The sequence below is a fragment of the Bacillus sp. Root131 genome (assembly GCF_001429475.1).
GTDB lineage: Bacteria > Bacillota > Bacilli > Bacillales > Bacillaceae_G > Bacillus_A > Bacillus_A thuringiensis_S.
Map to the genome: position 1 here is coordinate 862,631 of NZ_LMJQ01000001.1, position 23,163 is coordinate 885,793.

Genomic DNA, 23,163 nt, shown 5'->3' on the forward strand with positions numbered 1-23,163 from the left:
ATGGTAGTTGGGATCGTACTAGCGGCAGTTGTCATACTACTTTTACTTATTACGGTAGTAAAATGGCATCCATTTGTCGCATTAATTTTAACAGCAATTGGTGTAGGATTAGCAATGGGAATGCCTTTAATTGGAACTTCACCAAAAGATCCAGGAATTATTGATTCTATTAAACTAGGGCTTGGTAATACGTTAGGATTTTTAGCAATAGTTTTAGCACTAGGAACGATGCTTGGAAAAATGATGGCCGAATCTGGTGGTGCTGAACGTATCGCTAACACATTAATTAATCGTTTTGGGAAGAAACGAGTTCACTGGGCGATGATGTTCGTTGCATTTTTAGTAGGGATTCCGGTATTTTTCCAAGTTGGATTTGTCCTATTAATTCCGTTAGTATTTACAATTGCGTTAGAAACTGGGGTATCACTTATTACAATCGGTATTCCGCTAGTAGCAGGACTGTCAGTCGTACACGGACTTGTTCCACCGCATCCAGCGGCAATGGCGGCAGTTGGTATTTTTAAAGCAGATGTAGGGAAGACAATTTTATATGCGTTAATTGTCGGACTTCCAACTGCAATTATTTCAGGTCCACTTTACGGGAAATGGATTGGTGCTCGTATCCATAAGGAAGTACCATTAGATATAGCGGAGCAATTTATTGAAAGAGATAAGAAGAAAGAACTTCCTAGCTTCGGAAATACATTGTTTACTATTTTACTTCCAGTATTTCTTATGCTTGGTGCATCCATTGCTGAAGTAGCGTTACATAAAACGAGTCAACTTGCACAAGTGTTACACTTTATTGGAGATCCAATAGTCGCTTTATTAATTGCAACGATTTATTCTTTCTTTAGCCTTGGTTATGCAAAAGGATTTTCTAAAGATAAAGTATTACAATTTACAAATGATTGCCTTGGGCCAATTGCAAACATATTGTTAGTGATTGGTGCAGGCGGCGCATTTAATAAAGTACTATTAGATTCTGGAATTGGAACGACAATTGCAGATATGGCGAAAGAATCGCATATTTCACCGATATTATTAGGGTGGGGAATTGCGGCACTAATCCGAATCGCAACTGGATCGGCAACTGTTTCTATGATGACAGCAGCTGGAATTGTAGCACCGATTGCAGCAAGTACACCTGGTGTAAATGTTGAACTACTAGCACTTGCAACAGGCGCAGGGTCATTAATTTTATCACACGTGAATGATTCGGGATTTTGGATGATTAAAGAATATTTCGGAATGACTGTGAAAGAAACATTATTAACATGGACCGCAATGGAGACTATACTATCAGTTGTAGCACTTGGATTAATTTCGATATTAAATATATTTGTATAGAATGGGAGATTGATTAATATGAAACTAGGTTTAATTGGATTAGGAAAAATGGGATTCCCATTAGCTGAACACTTACATGAAGACAAGCATGAAGTAGTTGTATACGATGTAAATAAAGAGCTTGTAGAAAAGGCAGGAAAACTAGGAATTACTGCACGTCATACATTAAAAGAAATGATCGCTGAATTAGAAGCTCCTCGTACGATCTGGGTAATGGTGCCTGCAGGAGAAGTTGTAGAGTCAGTATTAAAAGATGTGTATCCGTTATTAGATGAAGGTGATATCGTTATTGAAGGCGGAAATTCATTCTATAAAGATACGTTACGCCGTGCTGAAGAAGCGAAAAGCTTTGGGTTACATTATGTAGATATCGGTACATCTGGCGGTGTAGAAGGAGCTAGATACGGTGCTTGTTTAATGGTTGGTGGAGAAAAAGAAATTTATGACCAATTAGAACCTTTATTTAAAGATTTAGCAGTAGAAAATGGCTATTCTTATGCTGGCCGCGTTGGTAGTGGTCATTTCTTAAAAATGGTTCATAACGGTATTGAGTACGGCATGATGCAAGCAATCGCTGAAGGATTTGAAGTACTAGATAAGAGTGACTTTGATTTCAATTATGAAGATGTTGCAAAAGTATGGGCGAACGGATCAGTAATCCGCGGTTGGTTAATGGACTTAACTGAAAAAGCATTTGCAGATGATCCTAAACTTGATGGCATTAAAGGTGTAATGAACTCTTCAGGAGAAGGGAAATGGACTGTTGAAACTGCGCTTGAGTTACAAGCAGCGGCACCAGTAATCGCGATGTCATTATTTATGCGCTATCGTTCTCAGGAAGATGATACATTCCATGGAAAAGTAGTTTCAGCACTACGTAATCAGTTCGGTGGACATGAAGTTGTAAAAAAATAAGGATGTTTTTGAAAAGAAACTTGTGCATAAGCGCAAGTTTCTTTTTTATAGTTTAAGAAATTACTAATTTACAAATACCAATCAATCATCGTTTTTTTGTCACAAATGACAGCTTCAACATTCATTGATTGAACAATATATTCTATATTTTCTTCTTTAGCTAATAATAAGGTTGTAAAGGAATCGTATATACTCATAAACGCATACTCATTGTCTTCGCCAGTAATAATTAACTCATTATTGCTAATGTCCCAAATATCTAATGGAGTAGTATTATTTACCTGTAATAATCCGTTTGTATCAAGAATTGGTTCAGAGAAATATAGATTTCTTGCACCTTTAGAACCGAGGAGTTTAAGTAATTTGTGTAATAAAAATATAGACGTATAATCTTCTGTTGGATAATAAAGATCTTTTTTTAAGTTTGAATGTAGCTTTTCAGCTAAATCCTCTCTTTTATATTCTTCTGAAAGGGCACTAATGGAAGTCAACATGGCCATTGCTAATTCTGCGTATGAATGTAATCCACTACAAGACATCATTTCCTTCCAAGAAACGGATTTCCCATTATGAATGATTTCTTCAGTGCTAGGATAGATGTGCTCATATGGTCTTTTTCTCACAGACTTTTCCCATCCTAAAGGCATTTGGATAAAAGGATGTAGCAATATAGCTGCAGATTTAAAGTTTCTTGGTAGTTGTTCTAAAATTGGTGATTTGTCATCTAGCCAAATGTAATCCAACAAAATATAACCTCCCCTTAGACTTTGAAATGTACGGATTCCCATATTATATTTTTTGGCATTGATTGTATCAAATATAAAGCGAAGTATGAAATATGTCCCAACATAAAAGTAAGAATAAATAAAATGAAGTTTTCATAAATAGTAAAAGGGTGCTTATGTCATCAGTATAGCTAAAAAATGTTGTTACATATGAGAAGAGCGTGCTAATAAAATATGAGGTGGTTAAATGGGAAATGAGCAAGTGAAGTCTGTAAAGGAAGAAAAAAAGTTATGTCTTTGTATGATCGTCAAAAATGAGTCTAGAATTATGGAAAGATGTTTAAATGCAACAAAATCAATTGTAGATTTTGTTTCTATTTGTGATACTGGATCGACGGATAATACGCCTGAAATTATTGAAAATTGGTGTAAGGAAAATGAGATACCTGGAACGGTTCATCATGAGCCGTTTAAAAACTTTGGTTATAACAGAAGCTTAGCTGTTTCATTAGCGCAAAAAACATATCCAGAAGCGGATTATTTATTAATATTAGATGCAGATATGATTTTAGAGGTTGATCCGAATTTCGATAAAACGAGCTTAACGGAAGATCATTATCTTACATTGCAATATGATGTTCATATTAAATATTGGCTTACACGTCTTTTGAAAGCTTCTTTACCATGGAAATCTGTCGGTGTTACTCATGAGTATTGGGATATAGATCGTTCAAAAGTTGGAGTGAATTACAATACGAGGGTAGATCGGTTAGAGACTCTTGTCGTGAATGATCCTGGAGATGGCGGGAGTAAAGCTGATAAATTTGAAAGAGATGAGAGGTTGTTATTACAAGGAATAAACGACCCAGAAACAACGCCGGATTTGCATATAAGATATTTATTTTATTTAGCGCAGACTTATTTTCATTTAAGTCAATTTGAAGATTCGATTAAATGGTATAAAAAACGAGTGGAAGCAGGGGGATGGGTTGAAGAGGTATTCTATTCGTTATTGCGAATAGGATTTTGTTATGAGCAGTTAACAAATCGTTCAGCAAATAAACAAAATGAAGTGACAGATGCTGATGAAAAAGAAACTGTTAAAGGGCAAGAAGAGCAATATTTAGCATTAGCTGTTTTTTATTTTCAAAAAGCGTGGGAATATAGACCAACCCGGGCTGAACCATTATATCAACTTGCAAGGTTGTATCGATTACGATCTCAAAACAATATTGCTTTGATGTATGCTCTGCAAGGGAAGGAAATTCCTTTTCCAAAGGATGATCTTCTATTTGTAGATTATCATGTGTATGATTACTTATTTGATTATGAAATTTCTATTAGTGCTTTCTATATACCTCATAAAAAACATTTAGGGGCCGTTTCGCAAAAATATTTGAAATCGATTAAAGAAGAGATTCCATTTCATATAGCAAATATAGTAGAGAATAATGCAAAATTTTATTAAATACATTTTCGGTTAAAGGAGTAGTGGAGTAATCATGGAATTAATGCGATGGGCGATTGAACTAGGAGAATCGGTGCATGGAAATACGTATGAAGAATTGATGCCACTACTAGACTATTATTATGATCGTGATCATTTAAAAGCGTATTGTATCGCAAATCTTCTTTTAAACATGGATGTATTAGATGAACATCGGGAAAGAATCGAATTAAGAAGATGCATTGCTGCTTATTATGCTGGATTATATAAAGTAGCAAGAAAACATGCAAATGAGTTAGTACTTAAACATCCGGATGTAGATTTATATAAAAATAATCTAAAATTAATGGAAGCTTATTTGAATAAAGAATATGATTATTGTCTTTTTATATGCCCAAAGACATACGGTAGTTTCATAGATGTTGCGCGAGCTTTAAAGTGGCGGTTGGAGCAGGAGGGGAATACAGTAATTATATCAGAAACAATACTGGGAAATGTAAAGAATACAATTGTTTTTGGAGCGCATACATATGCATATAACCCGAACCTTCTTCCGAAAGACGCAATTATTTATAATTTAGAACAGCTATACGAAGGAAGTCCATATGCGCACCCCCTTTATTTAATATTATTAAAAGATAGAGTGATTTGGGATTATAGTAAACAAAATATAGAATGGTTAAAACAAAAAGGGGTAGGAAAAGAAATAAAACATGTAGAAATGAACTATGCTCCAACTTTGGAAATAAAAAAAGATGCATTTGAAGATGAGATTACTGAAGATATTGATATTCTGTTTATAGGTGCTCTTAATCCGAGGCGGCAAGCTATTTTTGATCACCTAAAAGCGATTGCCCCGAATTTAAATATAGTTTTTAAAAATAATGCGTGGGGAATTGTTAGAAATGAATTGATTGCTAGGTCGAAAATTATATTAAATATTCATTTTTACTTATCAGGAATTCTTGAAACACCTCGCGTGTCTTATGCAGTCGCAAATAAAAAATTTATTATTTCCGAAAATAGTAATCCAGAAGATGAGGTAGAGTGGCCGGGAATTGTATTTACTCCGTACGAAAAAATAATTGAAAACGTAATGAAATATATAGAATTACCAGAAGAACGGAAAAGATTAGCGGAAAAAGCATATAATCATTTTGAAGCAAATGAAAGTTTAGGTACATTGAGTCTGAGAGATGAAACGAAGTAATTGTACGAAACTCATACGAAAGTATGAGTTCTTTTTTGTTTATCATACTATTTTATGAAACAAGTTAACTCTTTATATTGTATTTTGTATAGAAATTTCTGATAATATATAAGTAGAACTTAAAAACAAAGGGGAGAAATAATCATGAAACTAGTCGTTATTAACGGTACACCAAGAAAATTTGGCAGAACTCGCGTGGTGGCAAAATATATTGCGGATCAATTTGAAGGGGAATTATATGATTTAGCAATCGAGGAGTTACCTTTATACAATGGAGAAGAGTCACAACGTGATTTAGAGGCAGTAAAAAAATTGAAAACGTTAGTGAAAGCTGCGGATGGGGTTGTATTATGTACACCAGAATATCATAATGCGATGAGCGGTGCGCTGAAAAACTCTTTAGATTACTTAAGTAGTAGTGAATTTATTCATAAACCAGTTGCGTTGTTAGCGGTTGCTGGTGGCGGTAAAGGTGGAATAAATGCATTAAACAGCATGCGAACGGTCGCTAGAGGTGTTTATGCAAATGCAATTCCAAAACAAGTTGTGCTTGATGGATTACATGTGCAAGATGGGGAACTTGGGGAAGATGCGAAACCATTAATTCATGATGTAGTTAAAGAGTTAAAAGCATATATGAGCGTATATAAAGAGGTGAAAAAGCAACTAGGAGTGGAGTGATATGTCCTCCCTTTATCATGATTCTCGCTTGTATTACATTCTAGGGGCCAATAGTCTATCTGCTATTGGTTCCGGAATTGTTATGATAACGATTCCGTGGCTGTTAATTAAAGAGAGTGGAGGAGAGACAACATTTGGTTATGTTTCTATCATTGCAACCCTCATTATGTTTTTATTAACACCATTCATTGGGCAAAGTATTGATCGTTTTTCAAGAAAATCTTTATTGCTATGTAACGAAGGAATCGGAATAGCTGTAATTGGAATAATGTTTATATGGGGATTTGCTGGGCAACCTTATCATTCTATTCACTATATTCTTATTTATATAGCCGGATCATTCTACTATTTATTATTTTATCCTACAATATTTGCGTTCAACCAAGAGATATTTCAAGCGGAACATTATAAAAGTTTAAGTGGAACGATGGAAATACAAGGACAGTTAACACAAGTTATTTCTGGAGCGGCCGCGAGCTTCTTAATTGAAATTGTATCTTTGAAGTGGATTTTGTTAGTAGACATGTTAACTTTTGCTGGAGCATTTTTTCTTTTCTTATGTATACCGTACGTAAAGAAAAAAGAAGTGAAAAGAAAAATAACATTTAAGAAGCAATTATTTGAAGGAATTCACTTTATGAAAAAACGTCCTAAGCTCTTTTGGTTCTTACTGGCCACTTATATGCCGTTTATAGGTGTTATGATGGCAAATTATTTAATACCAGTTTATATTTCGGATATACTTAAAGCCAATGCCTCTGTATACGCAATAGAGGGGATGATGTACGGTGTTGGAGCGGTTGTTGCAGGAATCTGTATTCCACTCATAATGAAATATGTAAAAACAGAAGTTTCAATCGTTATGACGATGTTCATTTATGTAATTTCAATTACCGCAATGAGTATTGAACCTTCCGTAATTTTCTTATATGGACTTGCAATTTTTCATGCAGTTGGAAATGCGGGTACAAGAGTGGCGAGAAATGTATTGATGATGGAGGAAATTCCAAATGAAGTAATGGGACGTGTAGACAGCTTATTTCGCCTAATTGGTACTGGAATACGAATTTTATTATTAATGTTGTTTACAGCGGGTGTATCTAAAGTTGGAGTCATGCTGCCGTTTTACGTATTAAGCTGCATATTGATCTTCTCATTAGGAATCGCTATTTATTATGTACTATCACAACGTAAAGTAGCGGCGCATGTTTCTAATAAATCAATCGTTTGAAAAAACACTTCTGCCTCCCTTTCTTTTTCTATATAATCAAAAGAAAGGGAGTGAATACTTATTTATGAACAAATGGATCTTTCTTATAATTTTATTATTACCGCCACTATACATCATTTATATGACGTTTCGAATGAACAAAGTTGCTCGTGAAAAATTGAGCTATCACTCTCCGTACGTTCTTATACTGGGTGCAAAGTTATTTGGAGATAGACCGTCTTTATCTCTTCAAAATCGTTTGGATGTAGCGTTGGAGTATTTATTTTCCCATCCTGAAGCGAAAGTAATTGTTTCAGGTGGTCAAGGAGAAGATGAAGATATATCGGAAGCTCACAGCATGAGAAACTATTTAATGGTACATGGTATAGATGAGAGTCGTATTTTAATAGAAGATCAATCTACAAATACGTATGAAAACTTAAAGTTTAGTATGGATTTATATAATGTGAAACATGCGGTAGTTGTAAGTAATACGTATCATTTATATCGAACGAAAATAATTGCAAAGCGTTTAGGCATGAAGATGGAGGCACTAGCTGCTGAAACACCAATTCGTTCTAAGAGAAAAATGTATGTTCGCGAATATGCTGCTATTATGAAAACAATATTGTTCGATCGTTAGAGCTCAAATGCGAGCTCTTTTTTAATTTAAAAGCGTATCATTTGAAATGAATGCCATATTCCATCAAAATAAAGGAAACAACAGTAAAGGAGTTGTATTTGTGATTCAATTTAATCATGTGTCAAAATCGTATGAAGATGGCACGAAAGCAGTGGATTCATTGCATTTAGAAATTAAAAAGGGAGAATTTTTTGTTCTCATCGGTCCGAGTGGTTGCGGGAAAACAACGACAATGAAGATGATTAATCGTTTAATCGAAACGACTGAAGGGTCGATTTTAATCGATGGAAAAGATATTCAACAATATAATATAAACGAATTACGTTGGGATATAGGATACGTGTTGCAACAGATTGCTTTGTTTCCTCATATGACAATCGCTGAAAATATTGCAGTTGTTCCTGAAATGAGGCAATGGAGCAAAAAGGAAATAAAAGCACGCGTCGATGACTTGTTACATATGGTTGGATTAGATCCGGATATATATCGAGATCGTATGCCTGATGAATTGTCAGGAGGACAAAAACAACGTGTCGGTGTCGTGCGAGCATTAGCCGCAAACCCGAAAATCGTTCTTATGGATGAACCATTTAGTGCGTTAGATCCATTAAGTAGGGAACAGCTTCAGAAGGATATTGTACAGTTGCAAAAAAAGATTCAAAAAACAATCGTGTTCGTAACACATGATATGCAAGAAGCATTATCACTTGGAGATCGCATTTGTATTATGAAAGAAGGAAAAGTTGTTCAACTAGATACACCAGAAGGAATTATACATAATCCGAAAAATGAATTTGTAGAGGAGTTCATTGGAAATCGTGGACGAACTTGGTATGAGGAGAAAAGTGTAGCAGATGTATTGCCGCTTGATCAAAGTGTGCAATTAGAAGGGCAGGCACTATCATTACATTCTTCTTTAGAAGAAGCGCTAGTTCGTGTGCGTGACGAGGAGGTCGTTCCAGTTGAAGAAAACGGTCAATATATTGGAGCGTTAACAAGTCGTCATATTGTCAATTACATTGTTGAACAAATGAAGGAAAGAGGTTAAACAGTGACTAATTTTATACAAACGTTCCAAGAACGAAAAATAGAATTACTAACTGCATTAAGTGAGCATTTACAAATATCGCTTATTTCATTATTTTTTGCAGTAATTATAGCGGTGCCACTTGGCATTTTATTAACAAGAAAAGAACGAATGGCTGAATTTATAATAGGAACTTCTGCGGTAATGCAGACAGTGCCATCACTTGCATTACTTGGACTATTAATTCCGTTAGTAGGAATCGGAAAACTTCCAGCGATTATCGCATTAGTTGTGTATGCACTATTACCTATTTTACGAAATACATATACAGGAATAAGGGAATTAGATGAATCACTAATAGAAGCCGCGAGAGCTATGGGGATGAATAGTTGGAGAAGGTTGTGGAAGGTAGAACTTCCTCTTGCATTGCCTATCATTATGGCCGGTATTCGTACAGCGATGGTATTAATTGTTGGAACGGCTACATTAGCAGCTCTCATTGGTGCTGGTGGGCTAGGTAAGCTTATATTATTAGGTATAGATCGAAATGATCATGCACTTATCATTTTAGGGGCCGTACCAGCCGCGTTACTCGCTTTATTCTTTGATATAGTACTTCGCATGCTTGAACGACCGAAACGCTCTTCTAAGCGTGTTATATTGACGATATGTATAGTTGTAGTAATGATTGCTTCTCCATTTCTTTGGAGTACAGAAAAGAAAGATATTGTTATTGCGGGCAAACTTGGATCAGAACCTGAAATTTTAATTCAAATGTATAAGCAGCTTATTGAACAAGATACCGATTTACACGTACAATTAAAACCAGGTCTTGGGAAAACAGCATTTGTATTTGAAGCGTTGAAATCAGGTGAAGTAGATGTGTACCCAGAATTTTCAGGAACAGCGCTATCTACTTTCGTGAAAGAAGAACCAAAGAGTACAAATCGTGATGAAGTATATGAGCAGGCTCGCGTTGGACTGGAAAAGAAATATAATATGATTATGTTGATGCCAATGGAGTATAACAATACATATGCACTAGCCATGCCGAAAAAAATAGCAGATCAAAAGAATATAAATACTATTTCTGATTTAGGGAATGTTGCGCAGGAAGCCAAAGTAGGATTTACATTGGAATTTGCTGATCGTGAAGATGGTTATAAAGGAATGCAAAAATTATATAACTATAAGTTCTCGAATGTTAAAACGATGGAGCCGAAGCTGCGTTATAGCGCAATTCAATCTGGAGATGTTAACGTAATTGATGCATATTCAACAGATAGTGAATTGGAGCAATACGGACTAAAAGTGCTAAAAGATGATAAAGGGTTATTCCCACCTTATCAAGGAGCACCATTATTAAGAAAAGAAACGTTACAGAAATATCCTGAACTTGAAAAGGTATTAAATAAATTATCTGGAAAGATTACAGATGAAGAAATGCGAAAAATGAATTATGAAGTTAATGTGAATGGTAAAAGTAGTGAAGAAGTCGCAAAACAATTTTTACAAAAAGAGAATTTACTTCGTTAAATTTACAAGAAATATACAAATTTATATGTTTGAAATGACCGTTCATTACAAAATGAGCGGTTTTTTTGTGCATACTTATACATTTTTTCAAAAAAGTATTCCATTTTTGTTCATTTTCTTTTAGAATAAGTAATGTTTTCCTGAAAAAATATAAGAGAAACGTCTATTAGAGAAAAAGGTGACTTTAATAGTTGAACGAACATAACACCTAGAATGACAGATGGGGTGGTACAAATAGAAAAGAAATTAGGATTCTTTCCATTAATCGCATTAGTAGTTGGAACGATGGTTGGTGGCGGTGTTTTTAGTTTACCGCATGATTTAGCAGTAGGAGCAAACAGTGGCGCAATAATAATTGGCTGGTGTATTACAGCGATGGGAATGATTCCACTTGCGCTCGTATATCAAACGTTAGCAAGACAAAAACCGGAACTTGAAGGTGGAATTTATAGTTATGCACGTGCTGGTTTCGGTGAATATATTGGGTTTAATAGTGCTTGGGGATATTGGCTAGCAGGAATCTTAGGTAATGTCGCAACAATTATGTTACTGTTTAGTACATTAGGTTATTTCTTTCCAATTTTCAAAGGAGGAAATAATGTTGCATCTATCGTTGGGGCATCACTTTTATTATGGACACTTCATTTTCTAATTTTATTTGGAATCCGTGAAGCTTCTATTATGAATGTTATCGCAACAATAGGGAAGTTAGTTCCAATCGTTTTATTTATTGTTGTAATGGTAACAGCCTTTCGCTGGGACACATTTACACATGATTTTTGGGGAGAAGGAACAATCTCAGTTTCCGCTATACTTGGTCAAGTGAAAAATACAATGCTTGTAACACTTTGGGTTTTCATTGGAGTTGAAGGAGCGGTTGTATTATCCGGAAGAGCGAAGAATAGCCGAGATGTTGGTAAGGCAACAGTAATGGGGCTTATTTTAGTAATGTCCATTTATATTTTAATTTCTGTCCTATCAATGGGAGCTATGACAAGAGGCGAACTTTCTGTGTTAGAAACTCCGTCAATGGGACATGTATTAGAGCATGTTGTTGGTCCATGGGGGGCAGGTGCGATTAATATCGGGTTAGTTGCTTCACTTGTCGGTACATTAATTGGCTGGTTTTTACTTGTTTCTGAAATTTCTCATGTAGCAGGAAAAGATGGCGTATTTCCAAAAGTCTTTACGAAAACAAATAAAAAGCAAACACCGCACATGGCATTATGGATTTCAAATGGTGTTGCTCAAATTATATTTATCATCGTTCTGTTTTCAGAATCAACATATCAAATTATGTATTTCATTGCATCAACATCAATTTTATTACCATATTTATTATCAGCGTTATTCCAATTAAAATTAGTCATTACAAACGAGCTAAAAGACGCTAAATTAAAAAATGGAGCGTTAGCTTTAATTGCTTCGATTTACTCTGTATGGCTTCTTTATGCAGCTGGTTTAAAGAATTTACTACTCGTTTCAATTGTGTATGGAATTGGAATTATTGTTTACACGTTTGCAAGAAAAGAACAAGGGAACCGTTGTTTTGCAGGTGCAGAGAGATATGTGATGTGGGCAATTATTGTTGCGGCTATCACATCCCTGTATATGTTATTAACTGGAAATATAAAAATGTAAAAAGTCCTTTTTATTTAAAGGGCTTTTTTCTTTGTTTAGAGAATATTTACTACATAAGATATTCAGGAGGGATGAGAATGGAAGAAAAAGAACAGTTGTCTAGAATAATTGATTTAGCTAGTGAGTTAAGGAAAGTATTAGTGCAAGAATCTTTTTTTAATCATCATCCTGAATTGAGAGGAGTCATTGAAAATTTAGCAAGTTCTGTTGAAAATTTGGCGGAATTACAAAAAAGTAAAGATGAAAATGCTGAAGATCGATTACGTTACGTACTTGCTAAAATGAAAATTGCTCATAATGCAATTTTACAAGAGAAAAAAGCATTTCCTTCTCATTAATATACGTTTTAATTTTGAACCTGGCGGATAACGTCAGGTTTTTTATTTCTAGTTTTTCGTTTCTTTCATACACTAAGAATAGTATGAAAAAAGAAGGTGACTAAGGTGAGATTACATAAAGCTCTTCAGCCAAGTTTTATAAAACGAATGTACTATATGAGATTTTTAGGGAAATTTACAAAAGCTGAGAAAGAGAAGAGTGGAGAGAATTTCTTTGTACAATGCTTATCGCCAATACCATTCACTTTACAGGAACAATTTGCAAATGAACCATATGTATTTGAAGGGGTATGTAGTAATAAAAAGAATGAAAAAATCTTTTCGGAATTAAAGAAGAGGAAATTAGAAAAGCAATTAGTGATGTTTCGTCTTTATTATGAAAGAGGAAATGTATACGTGGAGTTAATATGTACAGAAGAACCGAAAGAAATAGCAAGCAGCTATAAAATGATTCCTGCACCTAAAGTTACAAATAATAAAAAAAGAGAGTCTTTAGAACGAAAACTTAGCAACGGTTATTTATCATTTCTTATGCCAAAATTTCCGAAAGACTTTGAGCCTCCCGAATTATTGTGGCATGATGGAAGACTGTATGGAAACATATCCTTAAAGTCATCAATTAGCTCAATCGCATATTTTGAACAGAAACGGGAATGTAAATATATAAACTGCAGTGACTGGACGAAGTATGTAGAAATAGCGGTAGAAGATCAATTATATTTTGTAAGTGATCATGTGTATGAGCAATTAAAAAAACGAATGCATGAAGAAGGTAAGATAGTTGAAGTAGAGGATATAAAAGTGCAAAAAGAGGAATGGGAATGGGATGAGCGTGAATCATCCTTTTTACAGTATGTACAAAGTATGGTGCATAATAAAGGGCTATATTTGGATGAAACGGATATTTATAATTTCCATATAAGTGTAAAAACAAATATGTTAACGATTCTTGGTGGTATACCGGGCGTTGGGAAATCACGTTTTGTGCAAACTTATGCAGAAGCATTAGGGTTACAGTATGGGGAGGAATTGGTTTGGATTCCAATTTCGCCATCGTATCAAGAACCACATGATTTACTTGGTTACCTTCATCCGAATGGTACTTTTATTGAAAGTGAAACGAAGTTAGTTAGGACGTTAATGAAGGCGAAAGAAAATCAAAATCAACTGTATATAATCGTTTTTGATGAAATGAACATGTCTCATATTGAGCATTGGTTTACTCCATTTCTCTCTGTTCTTCAACTTGAAACAAAAAATCGTATTTTAAACTTGTATGAGGGTGTTCAGGACATTGAGAATTCAATTCCATCAACAATTGAAATTGGAGAAAATATTATATTTGTAGGTACTGTGAATTTTGATGAAACAACGAAAGAGCTCTCCGATCGATTATTAGACCGAACGAACCTAATAACGTTACAGAAAATTCCGTTTTGTGAGATGGGCATGGAACAGGGGAAAGTCGTATTACACCCACCTTTGAAAGTAACAGCGGGAGAATTTCGGATAAATTGGATGAGAAATAAAGCGATGATTGAAGTGTTTTCTGAAGAAGAATTAGAGCTATTAGATAAGTTGCATGTCGTATTGTCATCACATGATGCGTCTAAGGGAATTTCTTTCCGATGTGCAAATGCAATTGCGACTTATTTGCAAAACATACCGTTCCAAAATAACCATACCTATATGATCAGTAGAGAAGAGGGGTTTGATTTACAAATAAAGCAGCGTGTATTAACGAAAATCAGAGGGACCGAAATGATGGTTGGGTCTTTACTTTCTGAAGAAGCAAAAAGGGGAGCGACCTTAGTACCTCTTTTGCAATCTGCACTTGCAAACAGAGTATCTACATTTGAACATTCTTTAGCATATATACGAGAAAAACGTAGGGAACTGGAGCTGTATGGATATGCAAAATGAAGGGCGTTACGAAACAAAAATCGTTGATACGAATGAAACGCTCCCTTTTGTATTAAAGTTAATCATTGGAAATGAGGGGAAAGGAGATTATATTTTATTAAATCGTCTTTGTACATCTACTACAGCATTGGTTCAATGTATTTATAAAGTACAAGAATTAAAACCAATTAGATTGCAGTATAATTATGAAATCCCAATGAATATTACTTTTATATGGAATAAAGTATATGAGGGACAGAAAAATATGAAAGAGGCTCAATATGAAATAAATGAAAAAAAACAAAGAGTATTAATATATGAACATGGGAAAACAGAATTCTTTTATCCATGGCGCTGCGGTTTATACCATTTTGAAGTGCGCATAGAAGATACAACGTATTATGGCGCTTTTCAAATCGTACCGAAAAACTTTTTTGATGATCAATTTGAAATGATTCAAGACTATGTGAAGTCAATTTTAAATGAGTTGATTTTGGATAGAGGTTATTATAAAAAGACTTTCTCTGCACTTAGCGATATTGAGGATTCTTCTTATTTAGTGTTGCTTAGAAAGTTACCCCAAAAAATGAAAATGATAAAGCAAATCTTTAAGAAAATAGAATCAAGTTCAAAATTTATAAATGCATATAAATGGGAAGGAAAAGAGCGAAAGCCAACAAGAAGAGGAACTATAGTGGCAGAAAGAAAACCTTATGCCAAACATTATAATCGTAAGTTTATGGAACAAAAAAATAGTAAGGAAAATGCATTTCTTAAATATAAAGCGATGCAATTTTATCATTATTTAATTGAAGCTAAAAGTTTTTTACGTCAAACAATTGAAATCTTAGAAAGAGAAAAAAAGAAAAAATCAGAAGAGTTTCAAGCCGTAAAAACGATTATACAAACAATTGAGCGAAATGGATCGGTAACCGATAGAGAGAAGCAAAAATATAAAAATATACATTTACTAAAAGAAGCCGATTTACGAAAGAGCTCAATGAAAATACAAGAATATAAAATATTGGCGCATATCGTGCATGAAAATGTACAATACTTTCAAATGTTAATGCACTCTTCGTTTTGGATGGAAGTTACTGAAACAAGTAACATGAACTTACATGATTTACCGATACCACATCAACAATTACTACATCATTTAGAAGTACTCCCGCAATATACGGATCAATCTCCATCGTTATTATTTGTTTATAAGCCAACGTTTTTAGTGTATGAATATTACGCTTTTTTTATCGTTATTTCAATTTTAGAGCAAATTGGTTTTGAGGCTAGAAACTCAATTCGTGAACAAATACAAGAACATTTTTATGTAGATGGATTACAAGATGGAACGACAGTAGTTTTAGAACGAGATGATATAAAGGTGCATGTCGCATTTAATGATTTAATTGAAACACATCCTCTTATTGCATTAAGTAAAGGTAGTAATTTTTACAATGGTGAGGATACGAAGAAGCCAGATATTCGCTTAGACTGTTATGTAAAAGAAGATGGGAACTACGTATATAAATCTTCTATTATTATTGAAGTGAAATACAGTCCAATGTACAATATTTTTCAGCATGTCGGAAATACAAAAGCAACTGAGCAAATGTATAAGTACTGGTCTATAAAGTATGTAGAAGAACAGGATGGAAAGCGAGTCTATTATCGAAGGTCAATTTATGAAGTCATTTGTGTATATCCAGGAAGCCATATGCATAGTAAAAAAATTGAGTCTGGATGCGGTGTTTTCTTGCAGTTATATCCATATAAGACGAAACAAGGGGAAGAGAAATTAGCTGGAAAACATGGGATGGTACAAATTTTTGAAAAATGGTTAAAAAGCATTCAGAAGTAAAAGAAATCCTTTTTCATAAAGGATTTTTTTAGATTAAGAAGAATTATATGCTGTATGGAAAGAAACATAATGTAATTTAGGTTTGAAAAGTGATACGAATGTGTTATTAAAAGGAATGTGAGCGCGGGATAAAAGTCGATTAAATTGGAATCTAATTCACTTTGCAGAATATAATAAGTCATAAATATTTTTAGTTGCATACGAAGATTTGTTCTTATATGATAGATAGCGAAAGCGTTATCAAAAACAGAGCGGCGATGGGAAAGGCGGTTAAATATGTTCCAGCGTGTTCAAACAAAGGAAGAACATTTTGGGTTCGAGCAACTATGGGGAGATTTTTGTGAAGAAAGAAACTTAATGTTTGTAGAACGTAATTTAAATCCATCACGATTTTTATTAATAGAAGATGAACATCCTATTGGTACAGTAGAATGTATTAAGTATACGGTACCTGAACAATCAAATTCTGAGTTTTTCTATCCGTTTTCTAAAAATGATTTAGTAAAAGATTTGAAGAATGTGTATGAAATAGGCAAGTTAAGTATTTCGAAAACATCTCGTGGGAGAGGACATTTCAAAAGGTTAACAGCTATTTTATTTATACATGCGTTAGAAACAAAAGCTGAATGGTACATTGCAGCAGTGACAAAAAGAATGTATATGTATTTACTTACACTCGGTTTTCCAATTGAACCGATAGATAATCCATTTCAGTTTCATGATACTTTACAAGGTGTACCAGTAAGAATTCATGCTCGAAAAGGGGTTACGCATTTGTATTCTTTAAAAGAATTTCGTGATGTGATTCAAGGGAATGCTCATGCACAGGCATTAATTGCAGAATACAGTAAAAATATTATGTTAACGAAATAAAACGAAGTGAATATGTATAATAAAGAGAATAATATTTTTATAAGATATAACTCTTCATTAAAAAAGACCCTTATTATTTTAATAAGGGTCTAAAAATTATAATCCAAATATACTAAAAATCATTTTGCGGCGCTTCGGTTTCTTTTCTCGTTCGTATGTTGGTTTTGAATCAGGAGTAATATAAATGGGTTCTTCTTTCGTTAGCGCAGCTTCTAACTTTTGAATTCGCTCTAACATTTCCTCCATTTCACGACGGTGTTGTAAAAGTTGGTATGTGACGACATCATTTGCCTTATCTTGCATTTGTTCTTCCATTCGATCGAGCCTTCTTGTAATAGTGTTTAATTGATTAGCTAATTGCTCAAAATCATTCGATGATATGTTTTGAACAATTGTATTGACTTGAGTTTTTAATTCTTCAACCTCATTTGAGGAAGCCTTTTGAGTAGGTTGAGGATTTTGAGACTGCTCTATTTGAAATAGATGGTGTTCTAACATTTGATCGACATCATCTTGTGTGAAAATAAAGTGGCCATATTTGTTTTTTTCTATCGTAAGATTTAATTGTTGCGCGATCCGGACAACAGCCTTTGGGCTAACACCTAATTTTTTTGCGATAAATGGTGTTTTATATTCCAAAATAATCCCTCCTATATATATCCTGTTGAATGATTTCGAGCTATGAAGTAAGTTCCCTTCTAGTGCGACAAAAGAAGTGTGGAATCGGCAAAGAAAGTGTTTTTTCACGAAATTGAGTTGAGAAGAATAGTTCGTTTAAATAAAAATGTTTTATCGTAACATTTAGAATAATTTGACTATTGTAAATGAATTAGATTATCATAATGATAAATATCTTTTTTATGTATGCATATAATATATAAAAAGGTGGTTGCTAATGTAGAATTTTGTTAGAGTATTAGAATGCTTACTTCACTTGAATATAATTAAGTAGGAGGTGGCTTCCTTGCTTACAATGTAAGTAAGGAAAAGTATTTGGACATATATAGTATAAGTATAGTGATTGTTTTAATTGCCTTAACGGCATTTTTCGTTGCAGCAGAATTTGCAATTGTTAAAGTGAGAAGTTCACGAATTGACTATTTAATTGCAGAAGGAAATAATCGTGCAACATCGGTCAAAACAGTCATTACAAACTTAGACGAATATTTATCTGCTTGTCAGCTAGGAATTACTGTTACAGCTTTAGGAATTGGGTGGTTTGGTAAACCTGCGTTAAAGCAAATGTTTGATACGCTTTTTGCAAATTGGAATATCTCTACTCAACTAGCAGACATTTTTGCTGTAATTTTAGTATTTTTTTTAATTACTTTTTTACATGTTGTAATAGGGGAATTGGCCCCAAAAACATTTGCAATTCAAAAATCTGAACAAGTAAGTTTGCTTGTTTCTAAGCCGTTAATTTTCTTTTATCGTATTGCATTCCCATTTATTTGGATATTAAATGGTTCAGCTCGAATCATTACGAAGCTGCTAGGGTTGAAACCGCCGAAGGGGCATGATGAGGTTCATTCAGAAGAAGAATTACGGTTGTTAGTTTCAGAGAGTTATAAAAATGGTGAAATTAATCAATCTGAATATAAATATGTAAATAAAATTTTTGAATTTGATGATCGGATTGCAAAAGAAATAATGGTACCTCGAACCGAAATGAATATTATAAGTAAAGAAATGCCTGCTGAAGAAGCTTTGCAAAAAATGTCTCGTGAAAAATATACAAGGTATCCAGTTGTTGATGGCGATAAAGACCACGTAATAGGTTTTGTGAATTTTAAAGATATTTTTACTGAGTTTGTACAACATAAAGCTGTTAATAAAAAGACAGTAGAGCAATATATGAGACCAATTATTTTAGTTATCGATTCTATCCCAATTCATGATTTGTTTTTAAAAATGCAAAAAGAAAGAACACATATTGCTATATTGATAGATGAATATGGTGGGACATCTGGACTTGTTACTGTTGAAGATATTCTGGAAGAAATTGTTGGAGATATTCAGGATGAGTTTGATACGGATGAGCAGCCAGAAATTCAACAAGTTAGTGAAACGAAGACGATACTAGAGGGAAAAGTACTTGTTAGTGAAGTGAATACGTTATTTGGTTTAGGGATTGATGATGATGGTGTTGATACAATTGGTGGTTGGATTTTAACGAAGAATATAGAGATTGCTGAAGAGGATTCCATTGAAATTGAAAATTATAAGTTTTGTGTGAAAGAATTAGATGGACACTATATAAAAAGATTGGAAGTTACAAAGATAGTAGAATCGATTGTTATTTTAGAAGATGAAAAACAAATTTCATTACAAGAGCAAATTAGCTCGTAAACTCTGCTAAATAGCAGAGTTTTTTTGAGCATAATGTTTTTTGAGGGATAGGGGCTATGATACAATGGCATAAGCCAGACCTTTCACTAGGTGAATTATTGTTGTATACATATATTTGGAAGGAGAAGAAGTATGAAAAAGCATTTATATATAAATGGAGATTGGAAATCTGTAAACACGTATAAACCATTATACGCACCATATTCTGAAGAAATATTAGCAGAAATTGCACAAGGAACGGAAGAAGATGTAAAAGAGGCTGTTATTGCTGCAAAAAATGCAATGACAAAAATGAATAAATTATCCGCATATGATCGTGCGATTATTTTAGAGAAGGTTGCACAAAAAATGGATGAAAGAAGAGAAGAATTTGCAGAGATTATTGCAAAAGAAGCTGCAAAACCAATACGTGCTGCTAGGGGAGAAGTGGATCGTACTGTTCAAACATACAAATTTGCAGCTGAAGAAGCGAAGCGTATATATGGTGAGACATTGCCATTAGACGCCGCACCTGGTGCGGATGGGCGTATTGCATATACAATCCGAAAGCCGATTGGTGTAATAGGGGCTATTACACCATTTAATTTCCCATTAAATTTAGTTGCGCATAAAGTTGGACCTGCAATTGCTGCCGGAAATACAGTTGTGTTAAAGCCAGCTGATCAAACGCCATTATCATCTTATGCATTAGTTGAGTTATTTGAAGAGGCAGGATTGCCAAATGGAGCTTTAAATATCATTTCTGGTCCTGGCTCCACGGTGGGTGAGGCAATCGTTAAAAATGATTATGTTGCTTCTATTACTTTTACCGGAAGTCCAAAAGTTGGAATCGGAATAAAACAAAAGGCTGGGTTAAAACGAGTTACGTTAGAACTAGGATCAAATGCTGCTGTTATAATTGATGAAGATGTAGAGTTAACAGATGAAATCATTGAACGTGTAAAATGGGGAGCATTTGTTAATAATGGGCAAGTTTGTATTTCCGTACAACGTGTTTTTGTACATGAAACGAAAATGCATGAATTTCTTTCGAAGCTAAAGAAAGCGATGGAATCAGTAGTTGTTGGTGATCCACTGCTTGAAGAAACGGATGTATCAGCTTTAATTTCAAAAAAAGATGTAGAGCGAATTGATATGTGGGTTCAAGAAGCAATCAAGGAAGGAGCAACTATTTTACACGGTGGTAAGAAGCGGGATGCAAGAATTTTTGAACCGACTGTATTAACAAATGTTCCAAATCATGTATCTGTGCAGTGCCAAGAAGTATTCGGTCCACTCATGACAGTAAATACATTTAAAGAATTTGATGAAGCGATTGAGCAAGTAAATAATTCGCGTTACGGCTTACAGGCAGGAGTATTTACAAATAATTTATTTAAAGCAATGCGTGCAATCGATGAGTTAGAGGTTGGTGGTGTCATGATTAATGATATTCCAACGTTCAGAGTAGATCATATGCCTTATGGTGGTGTGAAAGAAAGTGGCACGGGGCGCGAAGGAATTAAATATGCAATAGAAGAAATGACAGAAATGAAATTAGTATGTATTAAAAAATAAATTAGAAAAACTTAAACTTTGCGCTAAAAAAACGAGTAGGAAATGTTTACGATTCCATACTCGTTTTTTACGCTTCTAGTAACTATTTAATTAAGTGTAACTTTTACTTCATTTCTTGTTTGAAAATAGTATCTTCTACATAAATTTGTTCTTTATCTACAGCAGTAGCATGAGTTAATACTAAACCGATTGGTGTTTTTGTATCTTTATTTTGAACAATTGTAAAAGGAACATTTTTTTCGTTTGCTAATTTAATGTATTTTGATAAATGTGGGTAAGCAATGCCACCATTTAGGAGGAGTTGTAATGATTGAGAAGAGCGCATGCTACCCGCCACTTCAGAGTATACATTACTTTGCATTACTTGACCGATCGTTAAAGCGATTTCTACACGCTCACGTAATGTAGTTAAATACATATTACGTTCTTCTGGTTTGTTTTGCTTTTGGCCGTAAATGCCTTCTTGGAGATAATCTTCCACATTTTTATTTACCATATTTTTCACACCTTTCATTTTCTATTGTACGCAAGAATTAAAAATGATGCAAAAAAAAGTCGTGTTGACTACGGAAATAATGAAAATGTGTGAAGGAAAAAGGGTATTTGCATACAATTAGTTAAATAAGAAAGAAAAAAATAATTTTATCAACAGAAATTAACAAAATGTGACAAAAATCTATTAACGAATCATCTTTTTTGTGTTAATATTCAAAATATAAAGGGTATTCGTCGTATGGAAATGGAGGGAATGGAGGTTTTTCCAATCGATAAGGATATTAAAGAAATATTTTGTTCACACTTGAAAAACAATAGGCACCAATTCGTAGAGAACTGGAAAAACAAAATGATAATTTCCGAAAAAGATCCATTTAAACTAGAAGTAGTTCAAAATGGAGAGGATTTACTAGAGTTGATTATCGAACTTACTATGGAAGATAAAGATATAAATTATCTTCAACCGTTATGCGAGAAAATTGCTATTGAACGTGCTGGAGCAGATGCGAATATTGGAGATTTTGTTTATAACGCAAACGTGGGAAGAAATGAACTTTTCGAAGCGATGTGTGAATTAGATGTTAGCGCTCGTGAATTGAAACCAATTATGGCAAAAATACATACTTGTTTTGACAAATTAATTTATTATACCGTTTTAAAATACTCGGAAATTATATCGAAGAATTTAGAGGAAAAACAGCAATATATTAATGAAACACATAAAGAAAGGCTGACGATTTTAGGGCAAATGTCAGCTAGTTTTGTACATGAATTTCGTAATCCGCTTACTTCCATTATGGGATTTGTCAAACTATTAAAGGCAGATCATCCGAGTTTATCGTATTTAGATATTATTTCGCATGAATTAGATCAATTAAATTTTCGTATTTCGCAATTTTTACTCGTATCGAAAAAAGAAATGTGGAATGAATCGGAACGGTTTTGGCTTAATGACTTGTTTCAAGACATTATACAATTCTTATATCCGAGTTTGGTCAATGCGAATGTTTCAATTGAAAAGAATTTACCGTATCCAATTCCGCTTGTTGGTTATCGAAGTGAAGTGAGACAAGTATTTTTAAACATATTAATGAATTCAATTGATGCTCTTGAATCAATGAAAGAAGAACGAAAAATTATCATTGATGTATTTGAAGAAGATCAAGCTATTCGAATTGTGATAAAAAATAATGGACCAATGATTCCAGCTGAAAATGTAGAAACGATTTTTGAACCGTTTGTAACTACTAAAAAGTTAGGAACTGGTATTGGCTTATTTGTATGTAAACAAATTGTGGAAAAACATAATGGGTCCATTATGTGTCGATCAGATAACGATTGGACAGAATTTCAAATTGCATTTCAAAAATAAACAGTCTACACCAAATGAATGGTGTAGACTG

20 protein-coding genes are annotated in these 23,163 nt (G+C 33.9%); 17 read left to right on the forward strand and 3 right to left on the reverse strand.

What is annotated here, in order from left to right; all coding sequences use genetic code 11:
* Together ASE54_RS04405 and gnd are read left to right on the forward strand one after the other, a co-directional pair.
* Window positions 1-1,350, forward strand: coding sequence for a GntP family permease (locus ASE54_RS04405; protein ID WP_000260204.1), 1,350 nt, complete (start codon window positions 1-3; stop codon window positions 1,348-1,350).
* A gap of 18 nt (window positions 1,351-1,368) precedes the next feature.
* Window positions 1,369-2,265 carry a phosphogluconate dehydrogenase (NAD(+)-dependent, decarboxylating) gene (gnd, locus tag ASE54_RS04410; RefSeq protein ID WP_000765981.1) on the forward strand — a complete coding sequence of 299 codons (897 nt, stop codon included), beginning with the start codon at window positions 1,369-1,371 and terminating at the stop codon, window positions 2,263-2,265.
* 68 nt (window positions 2,266-2,333) lie between these two features.
* On the opposite strand, the gene ASE54_RS04415 is transcribed toward gnd, so the two are convergent.
* Window positions 2,334-3,098 carry a DUF2711 domain-containing protein gene (locus ASE54_RS04415; protein ID WP_025989024.1) on the reverse strand — a complete coding sequence of 255 codons (765 nt, stop codon included), beginning with the start codon at window positions 3,096-3,098 and terminating at the stop codon, window positions 2,334-2,336.
* Between the two features lie 139 nt (window positions 3,099-3,237).
* Between ASE54_RS04415 and ASE54_RS04420 the strand changes: the two genes are divergently transcribed.
* The 12 genes from ASE54_RS04420 to ASE54_RS04475 all read left to right on the forward strand — a co-directional run bounded on the left by ASE54_RS04420 (window position 3,238) and on the right by ASE54_RS04475 (window position 17,359).
* Window positions 3,238-4,458 (forward strand): glycosyltransferase, encoded by a 1,221-nt coding sequence (locus ASE54_RS04420; protein WP_000526225.1) that lies wholly within the window; start codon window positions 3,238-3,240, stop codon window positions 4,456-4,458.
* Between the two features lie 34 nt (window positions 4,459-4,492).
* The gene (locus ASE54_RS04425; RefSeq protein WP_000422336.1) at window positions 4,493-5,647 is read left to right on the forward strand and encodes a hypothetical protein; all 1,155 of its coding nucleotides are present in this window, start codon (window positions 4,493-4,495) and stop codon (window positions 5,645-5,647) included.
* A gap of 144 nt (window positions 5,648-5,791) precedes the next feature.
* The gene (locus ASE54_RS04430; RefSeq protein WP_000780355.1) at window positions 5,792-6,328 is read left to right on the forward strand and encodes an NADPH-dependent FMN reductase; all 537 of its coding nucleotides are present in this window, start codon (window positions 5,792-5,794) and stop codon (window positions 6,326-6,328) included.
* Between the two features lies 1 nt (window position 6,329).
* Window positions 6,330-7,559 carry an MFS transporter gene (locus tag ASE54_RS04435; RefSeq protein WP_000097155.1) on the forward strand — a complete coding sequence of 410 codons (1,230 nt, stop codon included), beginning with the start codon at window positions 6,330-6,332 and terminating at the stop codon, window positions 7,557-7,559.
* Between the two features lie 64 nt (window positions 7,560-7,623).
* Entirely contained in the window at window positions 7,624-8,181 is a 558-nt protein-coding gene (locus ASE54_RS04440; RefSeq protein WP_014895232.1) for a YdcF family protein, read from the forward strand.
* Window positions 8,182-8,281: 100 nt separating this feature from the next.
* Complete coding sequence (locus tag ASE54_RS04445; RefSeq protein ID WP_000614075.1) at window positions 8,282-9,229, forward strand: ABC transporter ATP-binding protein; 948 nt, start codon at window positions 8,282-8,284, stop codon at window positions 9,227-9,229.
* Between the two features lie 3 nt (window positions 9,230-9,232).
* Window positions 9,233-10,744, forward strand: coding sequence for an ABC transporter permease/substrate-binding protein (locus tag ASE54_RS04450; RefSeq protein ID WP_000181023.1), 1,512 nt, complete (start codon window positions 9,233-9,235; stop codon window positions 10,742-10,744).
* Window positions 10,745-10,957: 213 nt separating this feature from the next.
* A complete protein-coding gene (locus ASE54_RS04455) occupies window positions 10,958-12,385 on the forward strand; it encodes a basic amino acid/polyamine antiporter (protein ID WP_000129453.1) in 1,428 nt (475 codons plus the stop codon).
* A 77-nt stretch (window positions 12,386-12,462) separates the two neighbouring features.
* A complete protein-coding gene (locus ASE54_RS04460; protein WP_000391447.1) occupies window positions 12,463-12,723 on the forward strand; it encodes a hypothetical protein in 261 nt (86 codons plus the stop codon).
* Between the two features lie 105 nt (window positions 12,724-12,828).
* Complete coding sequence (locus tag ASE54_RS04465; protein ID WP_001236574.1) at window positions 12,829-14,646, forward strand: AAA family ATPase; 1,818 nt, start codon at window positions 12,829-12,831, stop codon at window positions 14,644-14,646.
* Entirely contained in the window at window positions 14,636-16,486 is a 1,851-nt protein-coding gene (locus tag ASE54_RS04470) for a hypothetical protein (protein WP_014895233.1), read from the forward strand. The genes ASE54_RS04465 and ASE54_RS04470 overlap by 11 nt, the downstream gene beginning before the upstream one ends.
* Window positions 16,487-16,762: 276 nt before the next feature.
* Window positions 16,763-17,359, forward strand: a complete 597-nt coding sequence (locus tag ASE54_RS04475) for a hypothetical protein (RefSeq protein ID WP_000487795.1) — start codon at window positions 16,763-16,765, stop codon at window positions 17,357-17,359.
* A gap of 96 nt (window positions 17,360-17,455) precedes the next feature.
* Here ASE54_RS04475 and racA read toward each other — a convergent pair whose 3' ends face one another.
* Entirely contained in the window at window positions 17,456-17,998 is a 543-nt protein-coding gene (gene racA / locus ASE54_RS04480; protein ID WP_000456012.1) for a chromosome-anchoring protein RacA, read from the reverse strand.
* Window positions 17,999-18,352: 354 nt separating this feature from the next.
* Between racA and ASE54_RS04485 the strand changes: the two genes are divergently transcribed.
* Both ASE54_RS04485 and ASE54_RS04490 read left to right on the forward strand, forming a co-directional pair.
* Complete coding sequence (locus tag ASE54_RS04485; RefSeq protein WP_000356245.1) at window positions 18,353-19,708, forward strand: hemolysin family protein; 1,356 nt, start codon at window positions 18,353-18,355, stop codon at window positions 19,706-19,708.
* A gap of 132 nt (window positions 19,709-19,840) precedes the next feature.
* A complete protein-coding gene (locus tag ASE54_RS04490) occupies window positions 19,841-21,265 on the forward strand; it encodes an aldehyde dehydrogenase family protein (RefSeq protein WP_000716437.1) in 1,425 nt (474 codons plus the stop codon).
* 103 nt (window positions 21,266-21,368) lie between these two features.
* Here ASE54_RS04490 and ASE54_RS04495 read toward each other — a convergent pair whose 3' ends face one another.
* Window positions 21,369-21,761 (reverse strand): YueI family protein, encoded by a 393-nt coding sequence (locus tag ASE54_RS04495; RefSeq protein ID WP_000247560.1) that lies wholly within the window; start codon window positions 21,759-21,761, stop codon window positions 21,369-21,371.
* Between the two features lie 237 nt (window positions 21,762-21,998).
* Between ASE54_RS04495 and ASE54_RS04500 the strand changes: the two genes are divergently transcribed.
* Window positions 21,999-23,132, forward strand: coding sequence for a BA2291 family sporulation histidine kinase (locus ASE54_RS04500; RefSeq protein WP_000425087.1), 1,134 nt, complete (start codon window positions 21,999-22,001; stop codon window positions 23,130-23,132).
* Window positions 23,133-23,163 lie beyond the last annotated feature (31 nt).

Bases quoted from the DNA above. Each gene is read 5' to 3' on its own strand.
- ASE54_RS04405 (WP_000260204.1), top strand. From the start codon at position 1: ATGGTAGTTGGGATCGTACTAGCGGCAGTTGTCATACTACTTTTACTT.
- gnd (WP_000765981.1), top strand. From the start codon at position 1,369: ATGAAACTAGGTTTAATTGGATTAGGAAAAATGGGATTCCCATTAGCT.
- ASE54_RS04420 (WP_000526225.1), top strand. From the start codon at position 3,238: ATGGGAAATGAGCAAGTGAAGTCTGTAAAGGAAGAAAAAAAGTTATGT.
- ASE54_RS04425 (WP_000422336.1), top strand. From the start codon at position 4,493: ATGGAATTAATGCGATGGGCGATTGAACTAGGAGAATCGGTGCATGGA.
- ASE54_RS04430 (WP_000780355.1), top strand. From the start codon at position 5,792: ATGAAACTAGTCGTTATTAACGGTACACCAAGAAAATTTGGCAGAACT.
- ASE54_RS04435 (WP_000097155.1), top strand. From the start codon at position 6,330: ATGTCCTCCCTTTATCATGATTCTCGCTTGTATTACATTCTAGGGGCC.
- ASE54_RS04440 (WP_014895232.1), top strand. From the start codon at position 7,624: ATGAACAAATGGATCTTTCTTATAATTTTATTATTACCGCCACTATAC.
- ASE54_RS04455 (WP_000129453.1), top strand. From the start codon at position 10,958: ATGACAGATGGGGTGGTACAAATAGAAAAGAAATTAGGATTCTTTCCA.
- ASE54_RS04460 (WP_000391447.1), top strand. From the start codon at position 12,463: ATGGAAGAAAAAGAACAGTTGTCTAGAATAATTGATTTAGCTAGTGAG.
- ASE54_RS04470 (WP_014895233.1), top strand. From the start codon at position 14,636: ATGCAAAATGAAGGGCGTTACGAAACAAAAATCGTTGATACGAATGAA.
- ASE54_RS04475 (WP_000487795.1), top strand. From the start codon at position 16,763: ATGTTCCAGCGTGTTCAAACAAAGGAAGAACATTTTGGGTTCGAGCAA.
- ASE54_RS04490 (WP_000716437.1), top strand. From the start codon at position 19,841: ATGAAAAAGCATTTATATATAAATGGAGATTGGAAATCTGTAAACACG.
- ASE54_RS04495 (WP_000247560.1), bottom strand. From the start codon at position 21,761: ATGGTAAATAAAAATGTGGAAGATTATCTCCAAGAAGGCATTTACGGC.
- ASE54_RS04500 (WP_000425087.1), top strand. From the start codon at position 21,999: ATGGAAATGGAGGGAATGGAGGTTTTTCCAATCGATAAGGATATTAAA.